This is a genomic window from Pseudomonas sp. AC211 (assembly GCF_979258055.1).
The window spans coordinates 31,626-44,365 of sequence record NZ_OZ409830.1; the positions used below are offsets into that span (position 1 = coordinate 31,626).

Annotated in this window: 12 protein-coding genes and 1 riboswitch; of the genes, 5 read left to right on the forward strand and 7 right to left on the reverse strand. The window is 60.7% G+C overall.

Annotation, left to right across the window (positions count from 1 at the left end):
• The first annotated feature begins 78 nt into the window (after nucleotides 1-78).
• Nucleotides 79-633, forward strand: coding sequence for a cytochrome b (locus ACZZZP_RS00150; protein WP_463384475.1), 555 nt, complete (start codon nucleotides 79-81; stop codon nucleotides 631-633).
• A 30-nt stretch (nucleotides 634-663) separates the two neighbouring features.
• Nucleotides 664-1,254 (forward strand): YceI family protein, encoded by a 591-nt coding sequence (locus ACZZZP_RS00155; protein WP_122497631.1) that lies wholly within the window; start codon nucleotides 664-666, stop codon nucleotides 1,252-1,254.
• Between the two features lie 196 nt (nucleotides 1,255-1,450).
• Here the strand turns inward: ACZZZP_RS00155 and ACZZZP_RS00160 are convergent, their stop codons facing one another.
• The 3 genes from ACZZZP_RS00160 to ahcY form a co-directional block, all read right to left on the reverse strand.
• On the reverse strand, nucleotides 1,451-3,370 hold the full coding sequence (locus tag ACZZZP_RS00160; RefSeq protein WP_463384476.1) for a DEAD/DEAH box helicase: 1,920 nt from the start codon (nucleotides 3,368-3,370) through the stop codon (nucleotides 1,451-1,453).
• A 362-nt stretch (nucleotides 3,371-3,732) separates the two neighbouring features.
• Nucleotides 3,733-4,578: a methylenetetrahydrofolate reductase [NAD(P)H] gene (gene metF, locus ACZZZP_RS00165; protein ID WP_463384477.1), complete on the reverse strand. Its 846-nt coding sequence runs from the start codon at nucleotides 4,576-4,578 to the stop codon at nucleotides 3,733-3,735.
• 112 nt (nucleotides 4,579-4,690) lie between these two features.
• A complete protein-coding gene (gene ahcY / locus ACZZZP_RS00170; protein ID WP_122497625.1) occupies nucleotides 4,691-6,085 on the reverse strand; it encodes an adenosylhomocysteinase in 1,395 nt (464 codons plus the stop codon).
• 21 nt (nucleotides 6,086-6,106) lie between these two features.
• A riboswitch (S-adenosyl-L-homocysteine riboswitch) is annotated at nucleotides 6,107-6,224 on the reverse strand.
• Between the two features lie 178 nt (nucleotides 6,225-6,402).
• Here ahcY and ACZZZP_RS00175 point away from each other — a divergent pair.
• The 3 genes from ACZZZP_RS00175 (at nucleotide 6,403) to ACZZZP_RS00185 (ending at nucleotide 7,822) form a co-directional block, all read left to right on the forward strand.
• Nucleotides 6,403-6,807 (forward strand): hotdog domain-containing protein, encoded by a 405-nt coding sequence (locus tag ACZZZP_RS00175; protein ID WP_122497623.1) that lies wholly within the window; start codon nucleotides 6,403-6,405, stop codon nucleotides 6,805-6,807.
• A 104-nt stretch (nucleotides 6,808-6,911) separates the two neighbouring features.
• Nucleotides 6,912-7,298 carry an MAPEG family protein gene (locus ACZZZP_RS00180; protein WP_463384478.1) on the forward strand — a complete coding sequence of 129 codons (387 nt, stop codon included), beginning with the start codon at nucleotides 6,912-6,914 and terminating at the stop codon, nucleotides 7,296-7,298.
• 74 nt (nucleotides 7,299-7,372) lie between these two features.
• Nucleotides 7,373-7,822, forward strand: a complete 450-nt coding sequence (locus ACZZZP_RS00185) for a cytochrome c (protein ID WP_122497619.1) — start codon at nucleotides 7,373-7,375, stop codon at nucleotides 7,820-7,822.
• 6 nt (nucleotides 7,823-7,828) lie between these two features.
• Here the strand turns inward: ACZZZP_RS00185 and ACZZZP_RS00190 are convergent, their stop codons facing one another.
• The 4 genes from ACZZZP_RS00190 to ACZZZP_RS00205 form a co-directional block, all read right to left on the reverse strand.
• A complete protein-coding gene (locus ACZZZP_RS00190; protein ID WP_463536175.1) occupies nucleotides 7,829-8,221 on the reverse strand; it encodes a DUF1090 domain-containing protein in 393 nt (130 codons plus the stop codon).
• Between the two features lie 126 nt (nucleotides 8,222-8,347).
• Complete coding sequence (ligB, locus tag ACZZZP_RS00195) at nucleotides 8,348-10,024, reverse strand: NAD-dependent DNA ligase LigB (RefSeq protein ID WP_463536176.1); 1,677 nt, start codon at nucleotides 10,022-10,024, stop codon at nucleotides 8,348-8,350.
• A 393-nt stretch (nucleotides 10,025-10,417) separates the two neighbouring features.
• On the reverse strand, nucleotides 10,418-11,608 hold the full coding sequence (metK, locus tag ACZZZP_RS00200; protein WP_122497613.1) for a methionine adenosyltransferase: 1,191 nt from the start codon (nucleotides 11,606-11,608) through the stop codon (nucleotides 10,418-10,420).
• A 19-nt stretch (nucleotides 11,609-11,627) separates the two neighbouring features.
• Nucleotides 11,628-12,653, reverse strand: coding sequence for an ArsR/SmtB family transcription factor (locus tag ACZZZP_RS00205; protein ID WP_463384480.1), 1,026 nt, complete (start codon nucleotides 12,651-12,653; stop codon nucleotides 11,628-11,630).
• Nucleotides 12,654-12,740 lie beyond the last annotated feature (87 nt).

A 12,740-nucleotide genomic window follows, 5' to 3' on the forward strand; every position in this document is an offset into this window, starting at 1 on the left:
TCAAAGCAGAATTTTTCGCTTTAACTCGATAGATTAACCGCTAGTCTTAGCCCACTGCTTTTTTAGGGAACCCCTTACGTGCAACTGCGCAACTCCCCTTCCCGTTATGGTCTGGTCAGCATTGTTTTGCACTGGGGCATCGCATTAGCGGTATTTGGATTGTTCGGTTTGGGCCTGTGGATGGTCACGCTCGATTACTACAGCCCCTACAACCACTCCGCCCCGGCGCTGCATAAAAGCATCGGCCTGACCCTGCTGGGTTTGATGATCGTGCGTTTGCTATGGCGCTTTATCAGTCCGGCCCCGGCGACGCTAAGCAGTTACAGCCGCGCCACCCGCTTGGGTGCAAAAGTCGGCCACGGCGCCTTGTACCTGTTGTTGTTTGCCGTGCTGATCGCCGGCTACCTGATTTCCACCGCCGATGGCCGCCCCATCGAGGTGTTCGGTTTGTTCGCTGTGCCCGCCACTTTGACCAGCATTCCTGACCAGGAAGATCTGGCCGGCGCGGTGCACTTGTACCTGGCGTGGGCCTTGGTAATTTTTGCCGGGGTTCACGCGTTAGCAGCTTTAAAGCACCACTTTATTGATCACGATGTAACCCTGACCCGCATGTTTGGCCGTCGCGCCGACTAGCTCTCTCACTGCACAAGAAGGACTTACGCAATGTTCAACGCAACCCTGAAAAAATCCCTGGCCGCTCTGGCACTCGGCACCGCAATGCTCAGCGCTGGGCACGCCATGGCCGACGACTACGCCATCGACAAAACCGGTCAGCACGCGTTCATCGATTTCAAAATCAGCCACCTGGGTTACAGCTACATCTACGGCACGTTCAAAGATTGGGACGGCTCGTTCAGCTTTGATGCCAAGAACCCGGAAGCCAGCAAAATCAACGTAACGCTGAAAACCACCAGCGTTGACACCAACCACGCCGAGCGCGACAAGCACATCCGCACCGCCGACTTCCTCGACGTGTCGAAATTCCCGGAAGCCAAGTTCGTATCCACCTCGGTTAAATCGACTGGCGAAGGCAAGGCCGACGTGACCGGTGACCTGACCCTGCACGGCGTGACCAAGCCGGTTGTGATCAAGGCAACCTTCCTCGGCGAAGGCAAAGACCCATGGGGCGGCTACCGCGCCGGCTTCGAAGGCACCACCACCATCAAGCTGAAAGATTTCGACATCCAGAAAGACCTGGGCCCGAAATCCCAAGAGCTGGAACTGCAGATCTCGTTTGAAGGTGTAAAGAAGTAAGGTTTAACTGCCCATAAAAAACGCCGGCTAATGCCGGCGTTTTTTATGGGCGCAGCTTTTATAAAAGCTCGCGCAGAACCTGTGGGAGCGGCTTTAGCCGCGATGCTTTTTATCACACGCATCGCGCCCAATCGAAATGTCGGCCCCAAACAAAAACACCGGCACAGGGCCGGTGTTTTTGTTGTAACGCTGAGCCTTAGCCTTCGCGGTTACGGGTCAGCAATGCCGGTTTCTCGCCACGATTGCGGCTCGGCAGTTTGTCCAATTGCTCCAGCTGCTCGGGCGTCAAGGTGCGGTCTATTTTCGACTCCTTGTGCACGATCACTGGCTGGTGCTGGGGCTCACGCGGACCACGAACGGCCGGTTCCTGACGCAAGGCGTCGGGGCGGGCGCGCGACTCGTCGCGACGGGGTTGGCCGCCGCTGCGTTGCGGGCGTTTACCTTGGGCATTAGCGCCACCGCCACTGCGTTGGCCTTGCGGTTTTGCCTGCCCCTGCGGACGGGGCGATTGGCCCCGTGGCGGCTGGCCAGCGGCGCGCGGTGCGCTGGGCGCCGCGCCAGCAGCGGCCGGCTTGCGGCCACGGTTCTGCTGACGATTGCCCTGGTTCGGGCTGACGTAGTCGGCGCGGTTACCGAAGTTATCGATTTCGTCGTCGAGAAACTCATCCGGCGCGCGATCCGCTGGCACAGGTGGCACCACCGCCGCAGCGCTGCTGGTGCGTGGCTGACGGGGTTCGTTGCTGCGAGGCTGACCCTGGCGCGGCTGTTGCTGACGGCCCGGGTTGGCTGGCTTGTCGCGGCCCTGGGCGGCGGGTTTGTCTTTGCCGTCCTTGCCTTTGTCTTTACGCCCGCTGCCACGACGATCACCGCCGCCGCCACCGCCTGGTTTGTTCGGATCACGCGGGCCACGGCCACGGTTCTGGCCTTCAGGGCGCTCCCGCACTTCGGGTTTTTCCGCTTCCACGGTGCTGGCATCAAAGCCCATCAGGTCGCCGTCGGCGATTTTCTGCTTGGTCATGCGCTCAATGCCTTTGAGCAATTTCTCTTCATCCGGCGCGACCAGCGAAATGGCCTCACCGCTGCGACCGGCACGGCCGGTACGGCCGATGCGGTGCACGTAATCTTCTTCAACGTTGGGCAGTTCGAAGTTGACCACGTGGGGCAACTGGTCGATGTCCAGACCGCGAGCGGCGATGTCGGTAGCAACCAGCACACGTACGGCGTTGGCTTTGAAATCAGCCAGGGCCTTGGTGCGCGCGTTCTGGCTTTTGTTGCCGTGAATCGCCACAGCCGGCAGGCCGTGTTTGTCGAGGTACTCGGCCAGACGGTTGGCGCCGTGTTTGGTCCGGGTGAACACCAGTACCTGTTCCCACGCGCCGGCGGTGATCAGGTGGGCGAGCAGGGCGCGCTTGTGGTTGGACTGCAGGCGGAACACCCGTTGCTCGATGCGCTCGACCGTGGTGTTGGGCGGCGTCACTTCAATGCGCTCGGGGTTATGCAGCAGCTTGCCGGCGAGGTCGGTGATGTCTTTGGAGAACGTCGCCGAGAACAGCAGGTTCTGACGCTTGGACGGCAAGCGCGCCAGCACCTTTTTCACGTCATGGATAAAGCCCATGTCGAGCATACGGTCGGCTTCGTCGAGCACCAGAATCTCAACGTGCGAGAGGTCGACACTGCCTTGGCTGGCCAGATCGAGCAAGCGACCGGGGCAGGCGACGAGTACGTCGACACCGCGAGCCATGGCTTGCACCTGCGGGTTCATGCCAACGCCGCCGAAGATGCAGGTCGAGACGAATTTCAGATCGCGGGCATACAGCTTGAAGCTGTCGTGCACTTGCGCGGCCAGCTCGCGGGTGGGCGTCAGCACCAGTACGCGCGGCTGTTTCGGGCCGTGGCGGTGCTCGCGGTCCGGATGACCATTGGGGAACAAGCGCTCGAGGATGGGTAAGGCGAAGCCACCGGTTTTGCCGGTGCCCGTCTGGGCGGCAACCATCAGATCGCGACCTTGCAACACGGCGGGAATGGCCCGCTGTTGCACTGGAGTGGGCTCGGTGTAGCCAGCAGCCTCGACGGCGCGGACTAAAGCCTCGGAGAGACCGAGGGAAGCAAAGGACATGAGTAATCCTGTTTAGTGAGGGCGTGGCCCATAGGGGAAATTCTGCCGTGCATGAAACGCGTTGAGGGCGCGTTCCCGTCCGGTCCTGCGGGCCCTCTAGGGGGCCGGCGTCCGGGCGTAGCCAGGGAGCCCGGAGTATATACATCAGTGTACGGCTGCGCACTCCTGGCCGTCGGCCATGCTGCGTTGGAGCGAAATAAAAAATGCTCACGTACTTGAGTACGCTGCGCTTTTTGATTTCACTCCGCCTTGCCTGGCCTTAGTCCAGAAGCGCTCTTAATTCGTGTGCTTCGTGTTTCAGCCGCGCGGAATTGACACTTCAATTCCGCGCTTTGTTCATTTGAAGCGCTGCAAACTTTTGCTTAGCGCGGCAGTTTGAGGTTGTTCCACACGGCCAGGCTCGGTTCTGCCTGGTTCAGGGTGTAGAAGTGCAAGCCCGGTGCGCCACCTTGCAGCAGGCGGTCGCACATTTCTGTGATGACCTGCTCGCCGTACGCCTGAATGCTCTCGATGTCGTCGGCGTAAGCCTCCAGCTGTTTGCGAATCCAGCGTGGAATTTCAGCGCCGCAGGCGTCGGAGAAACGCGCGAGTTTGCTGTAGTTGGTGATCGGCATGATGCCCGGCACGATCGGAATGGTGACGCCCATCTTGCGGACGCGCTCGACGAAGTAGAAGTAGCTGTCGGCGTTGAAGAAGTACTGGGTGATCGCGCTGTCGGCGCCGGCTTTGGCCTTGCGCACGAAGTTGGCGATGTCGTCTTCGAAGTTGCGCGCTTGTGGGTGCATTTCCGGGTAGGCGGCGACTTCGATGTGGAAGTGGCTGCCGGTTTCTTCACGGATAAAGCTGACCAGGTCATTGGCGTGACGCAGCTCGCCGCTGGCCATACCCATGCCCGATGGCAGGTCGCCGCGCAGGGCGACGATGCGTTTGATGCCCGCATCCTGGTATTGCTTGAGCAGGGCGCGCAGTTCGGCCTTGCTGTCGCCCACGCAGGACAGGTGCGGTGCGGTGGGCACCTTCACGTCGCTGTCCAGTTGCAGCACGGTGTTGATCGTGCGGTCGCGGGTCGAACCACCGGCACCGTAGGTGCAGGAGAAGAAATCGGGGTTGTAGCCAGCCAGCACGCGGGCAGTGGCTAACAGTTTTTCATGCCCAGCGTCGGTCTTGGTCGGGAAGAACTCGAAGCTGTAGCGACGTTCTTTGCTCATTTAAAAGTGCTCTCGGAAACGCTGGCGAATGGTCGACAGGCCCGGCTTCCAATGGGAAAGCGCGAACCTGTACTTCGCGGCAAAGCGCCCGCGGATGCGGGCGCCAGGCACATCAGTAGCGGTAGGCGTGTGGCTTGAACGGGCCTTCCTGCGGCACGCCGATGTAGTCGGCTTGCGTTTTGGTCAGCTTGGTCACAACGCCGCCGAAACCCTTGACCATTTCCAGGGCCACTTCTTCGTCGAGTTTCTTCGGCAGCACTTCCACGGTCAGACGCTCGGCTTTTGCAGCGGCCGACAGGTCGGCGTACTTCTGGCCGAACAGGAAGATTTGCGCCAGAACCTGGTTGGCGAACGAGCCGTCCATGATGCGGCTCGGGTGGCCGGTGGCGTTGCCCAGGTTAACCAGGCGGCCTTCGGCGAGCAGAATCAGGTAGTCATCGTTGTGCGGATCGAAGCTGCCAGCGCCGGTGCGGTGAACCTTGTGCACCTGTGGCTTCACTTCTTCCCATGCCCAGTTTTTGCGCATGAAAGCGGTGTCGATCTCGTTGTCGAAGTGACCGATGTTGCAGACCACAGCGCGCTTTTTCAGGGCGGTGAGCATGTTGCTGTCGCAGACGTTGACGTTACCGGTGGTGGTGACGATCAGGTCAATTTTGCCCAGCAGCAGTTTGTCGATGCTAGCGGCGGTGCCGTCGTTGTTGCCATCGATAAACGGCGAAACCACTTCAAAACCGTCCATGCACGCTTGCATGGCGCAGATCGGGTCTACTTCGGTGACCTTGACGATCATGCCTTCCTGACGCAGCGACTGAGCCGAGCCCTTACCTACGTCACCGTAACCGATGACCAGCGCTTGCTTGCCGGACAACAGGTGGTCGGTGCCGCGCTTGATGGCGTCGTTCAGGCTGTGACGGCAACCGTACTTGTTGTCGTTCTTGCTCTTGGTCACCGAGTCGTTGACGTTGATGGCCGGAATTTTCAGCTCGCCCTTGGCCAGCATGTCCAACAGGCGGTGAACGCCGGTGGTGGTTTCTTCGGTCACGCCGTGAATCTTGTCGAGCATGGCCGGGTATTTCTTGTGGATGATTTCGGTCAGGTCGCCGCCGTCGTCGAGAATCATGTTGGCGTCCCACGGCTGGCCATCTTTGAGGATGGTTTGCTCGATGCACCACTCGTACTCTTGCTCGGTTTCACCTTTCCAGGCGAACACCGGAATGCCGGCAGCAGCGATGGCAGCGGCGGCTTGGTCTTGAGTGGAGAAAATGTTGCAGGACGACCAGCGTACTTCGGCACCCAGGGCAACCAGGGTTTCGATCAGCACGGCAGTCTGAATGGTCATGTGGATGCAGCCGATGATCTTCGCGCCTTTGAGCGGCTGCTCGCCGGCGTACTTGTGGCGCAGGCCCATCAGGGCTGGCATTTCGGATTCGGCGATGATGGTTTCGCGACGGCCCCAAGCGGCCAGGGAAATATCGGCGACTTTATAGTCGGTAAAAGCAGCGCTCATGCTGTAACTCCATTCGTGGTGTGCGAATGGGCGCCGTTGATGCGTTTTAACAGCCAGCGAGTGGCTGTTCTCTACGCCCTGCTCGAGCCTGACAGGCCACTTCGCGACGGAAGAACCTGCTGCAGCGCCCCTCGAACAGGTGGCGGGAGCGACCCACAATCCAGGGGGCCGCTTTGAAGCTGGGGGATTATAGCTGCGCCGGCGAGCTTGCCCAAGGCTTTCTGTCGCAATGGGCTATAGCCACTATTAACAGCGTTGTTGCGACAGCCTCGCATCGCTTCTGCCATGCTGCGGGCGTTCTAACACGAGGAGCAGGTATGAACTTCCACACACGCAAATGGGTGAAGCCCGAAGACCTCAACCCCAACGGCACCTTGTTCGGCGGCAGCTTGCTGAAGTGGATCGACGAGGAAGCGGCGATCTACGCGATCATCCAGCTGGGTAGCCAACACGTGGTGACCAAGCTGATTTCGGAAATCAACTTCGTGTCGTCGGCGCGCCAGAGCGACATCATCGAGCTGGGCATCACGGCCACCGCTTTCGGCCGCACGTCGCTGACCATGCGCGCCGAGGTGCGCAACAAGATCACCCGCAAAAGCATCCTGACCATTGACAAGATGGTGTTCGTCAATGTCGATGCCGACGGCAACCCGGCGCCCCATGGCAAAACCGAGATCACCTATATCCGTGACCAGTTCAAGGAAGAGGGCGGTTCGGCCTAAGCCGAGCGATTGACTGATATGCCATTGGCCAGCGCCCGGCTGGTCATGGATTCGGCGCGCGCATCAAGGCAAGCTGCTCGGAACAAAAAAACCGAGGAGTTGCTATGACCGTTGCTTACTGGTGCGTGCTGATTGCGCTGTTTCTTCCCTACCTCTGCACAGGCCTGGCCAAAGGCTTGGGCGGTGGCTTCACACCCAAGCACAACCACGACCCGCGGGCGCTGCAGGCGACCATGAATGGTCCGGCCAAGCGCGCGAACAATGCCCAGCTCAATGGCTTCGAGGTGACGCCGGCATTCGCTGCTGCGGTGATCATCGCCCATCAAATTGGCCATGCCGCGCAGACCACCATCGACCTGCTGGCGATCTGGTTTATCGTCAGCCGCATCCTGTACATCATCTGCTACCTGGCCGACTGGGCGCCGATTCGCTCGCTGATATGGGGCGTTGGTATGGCACTGATCGCGAGCTTTTTCTTCGTCAGCGTCTGACCTCGAAGGTTGGTAATCGCAAGCAAGGCGAGGATACTGGCGGCCGCCGTTGAACAGCCAAAAGTAGCCTCGCCATGATTTCGAAAAAAGCCGCTCTCATTATTTTTGCCTGCCTGGCCATCGCCGCTTGCGGTGGCGTTGACCCTAACTCGCCGCAGGGCAAGCGCCAGGCCATCTTCAAACAGATGCTCAAAACAGGTGAAGACCTGGGCGGCATGTTGCGCGGCAGGGTGCAGTTCGACAGCGAGAAATTCGCTGCCGGCGCGGTAAAGCTCGACGAGTTGTCCAAGCAGCCTTGGCAGTATTTCCCGCAGGTGCAGGAAACCGACAAAAGCAGCGCCAAGCCCGAAGTTTGGGAAAACCAGGCGCGCTTTCAAGAACTAGCGAAAAATCTGGAAGCCGCGACGGCAGCCCTCGTCGTCGCCAGCCGGGATCCGGCACTGGACGCGAAGAAGCTCGACGCGCCCGTACAGGCCGTGGAAGACGCCTGTGAAACCTGCCACAAGGCCTTCCGCAATCACTGAGTGTGACTAGCGCTCCAATTGCTTCTTGGCTTCGTCGAGTTCTTTGCGCGCTTCGGCCAGTTTGTTTTTGCGTGAGTCGATTTTCTCAGGGTCGCCTTTGGCCATGGCCTTTTGCAGATCGCTTTCGCGGCGTTTCACCTCATGCTGAGCGTCCAACACTTTTTGCTCGCGTGATTTCTCCAACTGCTCATCGGTGCAGTTGTTTTTAACCTGGCTCAACGCCGTTTCCAAACCCGCCTGCTGCGCACTGTTGCCGGCGGCTTTGGCGTGTTCAATTTGCTGTTGGATTTCGTCGCGCTTGGCGGCGCAACCGGTCAGGGTTTTAGTGCTTTCTGCAGCCACAGCCGAGGCGGCGAAAAAGACCAAGCGCGGCCGCTGTGACAAGGTGACGTAAGGCATGTAAAGACAACATTGCAACGCTCCGTTGGCAGTGAAAAAGTCGGCGACCGGACGCTTGCCCGAGGTCGCGATAGCCAGAAGTCTATCCGATACAAACCGGTCTGTTGGGGTGGCGGGCTCGGGTCATCAGAAGCCACCCACACCCGCCGCCTGCAATTTTTCCCGAAACGCATGCACCTGCGGATCGCGGAAAAAAGACGTCAGTTGCTGGGCGCGCGTTTTGCCAATGCCGGGCTGGTCGAGCCAATCCCGTTCGCTACGCTGCGCCAGTTCCTCCCAGGTTTCAGCCAGACTCGCTTCGCCCGTCGGCGGCATGCCCAGCGCTTTCAACCAGATTGGCAGCGGCTGCTGCAACGCGCGTTGGAAGCTGCCATACAGGTTGCTGGCGCTGCGTTTACCCAAGCCTGGTAGGCCCGCCAGTTCTGCTTCGCTTAAGTCCAACCAATCGAGCAGCCCGCTAACGCGGTTGGCGTTCATTAATTTTTCCCACGTGCCCGGACCAACGCCCGCCATCGCCAGGCCTTTTTTGCTGCTCAGCCACTCCAGTCGGGCGCGAAACTGGCTGGCGCAGTCTGGTTCCGGCGTCCAGCAACTCAGCAGGTGATAGCGACTCGCCGCAGGTGGGGCGAGTTCTTCACGGGTTTGCGTATGCCAGGTCACACCTTCAAGGCGCGGAATGGTCAGGCCGGCCAAGGCGATGGCCACCTGATCGCCGGGGCGAATATCCAGGCGGCTCCAGCGCCGTAGGGAGCCGACGCTCACGCGACGGATGGTGCGGTCGTCCAACTGCACCGGTTCCAGGTGCAACACGGGGGTGACGCGGCCGGTGCGGCCGACTTTGAACTCCACCCGCCGCACTTCGGCCAACGCCTGGGCGTAGGGGTATTTCCACGCCACCGCGCTTGCCGGCGGCGCGCTTCGCCAGCCCTTGCCGGCGGGCCGGGTTCCCTGGCGGATGACGATGCCATCGCTGGCAAACGGCAGCGGGCTTTGGTACCAGTGCTGGCGCCACTGCTCTATATCGGCGAGGGAATAGGCCGGGTGGGTCAGCTGCACAGTATCGGTAAAGCCCAGGTCAATCAGGCGGTCTAGCCGGGACGGCATATCCAGTGGGCCGTTTGGCAGCTCCCACACGAACAAGCCGATGCGCTGACCGTCTGTATCCGACAGCTGTTTGCGATTGAGCAGCCCCGCCACCGTCGCCCTCGCACCCATGCCGCCGCGCTTAGCTTGCACATGGCCAGCGGCCTGCAAATACAGCTCGCCTTGAACCAGCGTCTGCGCTTCGCTGGCATTCAAGCGGGGTGGGATGGCGGGAATGTGTTGCGCGTGGTCGGTCCAGTCCTGGCCGTTGAGCCCGTCGCCGCGGCTGATAACGCGCTGCAGCTGCCCATCGGCATAGATCAGGGTGACCGCCACGCCGTCGACCTTGGGCTGCACCCAAATATCGCTGCGGTGCTTCAACCATTCGCCAACCGCCTGCGCGTTGGGCAGTTTGTTGAGCCCGGTGTGGGCGACCGGATGCTCAAGCGGTCCCCCTTGAGTCGGCGTGGTCGCCGGTTCGGCCACCTGAATGGCTGAGAAGCAGGTTCGCCAATCCTGAAGTCGCAGGAGTGTTTGGTCGTAAAGCTCATCGGCGACCGTGACGCGGCCCTGGCGGTAATCCTCGTTCCATTGGCCAATCTGGTCGCTAAGGGCGTTGAGTTCAAGGGCGGCGCGCTCCGGTGGCCAGGACGGGCAGGGCGCGGCAGAACACAAGAGAGGAAGGGTGGAGCAAAGCAGTATGGCAATCCGTCGCAACATGGCGAACGTCCTGTTCGGATGAGGGCACCCGGCAGGTTACGGATTGGGGAAATTGTGCCAAGCAGAGCGGGCTGGCGGAGTTGTAGGTTATGGCTGGAAAAGAGTCTGTCGTTGCCGCTTGCGGGGGGGACGTGGTGTTGAGAAAAACCTCCGTCATCCTCGCGAAAGCGGGGATCCAGAATCTTTCGGCGGGCAGAGGACTTGGGACCGCCGACCATTTCACTTCGGTCCGCAAGCCTGGTTTCCCGCCTGCGCGGGAATGACGGTAATTGGGACAGATCCCCCGCCACCTTTGCGGCCATGACGCGTTGCTTGAGGTGGGCTCGAATCCATCCCGTCCTGCACACAAAAAAGCCCCGCACAAGGCGGGGCTTTTTCATTTCACCGAAGCACTCACAAACCGGCGTTAGCGCGCAGTTGTTCGGCCTTGTCGGTTTTTTCCCAGGTGAACGTGGTGAAGGTGTCATCACCGACAGTCAGTTCTTCCGGCGTACGACCGAAGTGGCCATAGGCCGCAGTTGGACGGTACATCGGGTGCAGCAGGTCGAGCATTTTGGTGATGGCGTATGGACGCAGGTCGAACGTGTCGCGCACCAGTTGGATGATCTTCTCTTCACTGACCTTGTTGGTGCCGAAGGTGTTAATCGAAACCGACGTTGGCTGCGCTACGCCGATGGCGTAGGACACCTGAATTTCGCAGCGCTCGGCCAGACCGGCAGCGACGATGTTCTTGGCCACGTAACGACCGGCGTAAGCGGCCGAGCGGTCTACCTTGGATGGGTCTTTACCGGAGAACGCGCCGCCGCCGTGACGGGCCATGCCGCCGTAGGAGTCGACGATGATTTTGCGGCCGGTCAGACCGCAGTCGCCCACTGGGCCGCCGATCACGAAGTTGCCGGTCGGGTTGATGTGGAACTGGGTGTCTTTGTGCAGCCATTCAGCCGGCAGTACGTGCTTGACGATCAGTTCCATCACGCCTTCGCGCAGGTCTTTGTAGCTGACTTCCGGGTTGTGCTGGGTAGACAGAACCACGGCATCCACGGCGACGGGCTTGCCGTTTTCGTAGCGGAAGGTCACTTGCGATTTGGCGTCCGGGCGCAGCCAAGGCAGCAGGCCGGATTTACGCGCTTCAGCCTGACGCTCAACCAGACGGTGGGCGTAGCAGATTGGCGCTGGCATCAGCACGTCGGTGTCGTTGCTGGCGTAGCCGAACATCAGGCCCTGGTCGCCGGCGCCCTGGTCTTCCGGCTTGCTGCGGTCAACGCCCTGGTTAATGTCGGGGGACTGCTTGCCGATGATGTTCATCACGCCGCAAGTGGCGCCGTCGAAGCCGACGTCCGAGCTGGTGTAGCCGATGTCGGTGATGACGTTGCGGACGATTTCTTCCAGGTCGACCCAGGCGTTGGTGGTTACTTCGCCGGCGATGATGGCAACACCGGTTTTCACCAGGGTTTCGCACGCCACGCGAGCGTGTTTGTCCTGGGCGATGATGGCGTCGAGGACGGCATCGGAAATCTGGTCGGCGATTTTGTCTGGATGTCCTTCAGACACGGACTCAGAGGTGAAAAGAGAGTATTCGCTCATCTCGACGGGTTCCTGTTTATCAAGTGTTCGGCAGCGTTGTGGCTGCTGATGGGTCCGGGCTACCAGGGGCGCGCTGAAAATGGCGCACCTGAATCTGGAAACCATTGCGTAAACCAATGTAGAGGCTTTCACCGGGTTCAAGCCCTGCGGCTTGGGCCCAGTGGGCCAGGTCGTCCTGTTCGAAGCCAAGCCAGAGGTCGCCACAGGCCTCACGGGCCCAGCTCTGGTTGTGGCGGCACAACTCGGTAATCAACAAGCTGCCGCCGGGTTTGACCCGCTGCGCCAGTTGCTTCAGCGCGTCGGCCGGGGCGGCCAGGTGGTGCAGCACCATGTTCAACACCACGCAGTCGGCGGTCAGCCGCGCGCTTTCTTCATTTAAGGCATCGGCCAGTTGCAATTCAACGTTGCTCAGGCCGTCTTGCTCACAGCGCACGCGGGCCAGTTCGAGCATGGCGGGGCTGTTGTCCAGCGCCGTAACGCGAGCGAAACGCTTGGCCAGCTCGGGCAGAAAACCACCATCGCCCGGGCCGACTTCCAATGCCGTGGCCTCGCAGTTGAAGCCCAACGCATCGAGCAGGGCGAGCACGCTGTCGCGGTATTGCGGCAGGCCGGCGATCAAGTCCTGCTGGGCCTGGAAGTTCTCGGCCATGCGGCTGAAAAAGTCCTGGCTGGCGGCGGCGCGTTGGCCGTGAACGGCGGCGATGCGGATTTGTACGTCGGCCGGCAGTTCCAGGTTGTCGACTTCATCCAACAACGCGCTGTGCAACAGGCCGCCCAGGCGTTCGGCCGGAGCCAGGGCGCGGCGGTAGAAAATGGCGTTGCCTTCGCGGCGCGTGGCAACCAGCCCGGCCTGGGCCAGCACCTTCAAGTGATGGCTCATGCCGGACTGGCCGGTGGCGAAAATTTGCGCCAGCTCCAGTACGCCAAACGAGTCGTTGCTCAGCGCGCGCAACACGTTCAACCGCAGCGGATCGCCGCCGGCCTTGCACAGGGCGGCCAGCTCATCGGCGGGTTCGAAACGCAGTTGGGGGACGCGCATATTCATAGGGTGCGCAGTCTAGTCGGTCATTTTTTATCCAGCAACACCAATATCAAAAAGTTTTGATATTGCGCGCCGAGGGTCATCGAGGGG

Coding starts and splice junctions, on each gene's coding strand:
- ACZZZP_RS00160 (WP_463384476.1), bottom strand. CDS start 3,370: ATGTCCTTTGCTTCCCTCGGTCTCTCCGAGGCTTTAGTCCGCGCCGTC.
- ACZZZP_RS00175 (WP_122497623.1), top strand. CDS start 6,403: ATGAACTTCCACACACGCAAATGGGTGAAGCCCGAAGACCTCAACCCC.
- ACZZZP_RS00155 (WP_122497631.1), top strand. CDS start 664: ATGTTCAACGCAACCCTGAAAAAATCCCTGGCCGCTCTGGCACTCGGC.
- metK (WP_122497613.1), bottom strand. CDS start 11,608: ATGAGCGAATACTCTCTTTTCACCTCTGAGTCCGTGTCTGAAGGACAT.
- metF (WP_463384477.1), bottom strand. CDS start 4,578: ATGAGCAAAGAACGTCGCTACAGCTTCGAGTTCTTCCCGACCAAGACC.
- ahcY (WP_122497625.1), bottom strand. CDS start 6,085: ATGAGCGCTGCTTTTACCGACTATAAAGTCGCCGATATTTCCCTGGCC.
- ACZZZP_RS00185 (WP_122497619.1), top strand. CDS start 7,373: ATGATTTCGAAAAAAGCCGCTCTCATTATTTTTGCCTGCCTGGCCATC.
- ligB (WP_463536176.1), bottom strand. CDS start 10,024: ATGTTGCGACGGATTGCCATACTGCTTTGCTCCACCCTTCCTCTCTTG.
- ACZZZP_RS00190 (WP_463536175.1), bottom strand. CDS start 8,221: ATGCCTTACGTCACCTTGTCACAGCGGCCGCGCTTGGTCTTTTTCGCC.
- ACZZZP_RS00180 (WP_463384478.1), top strand. CDS start 6,912: ATGACCGTTGCTTACTGGTGCGTGCTGATTGCGCTGTTTCTTCCCTAC.
- ACZZZP_RS00205 (WP_463384480.1), bottom strand. CDS start 12,653: ATGAATATGCGCGTCCCCCAACTGCGTTTCGAACCCGCCGATGAGCTG.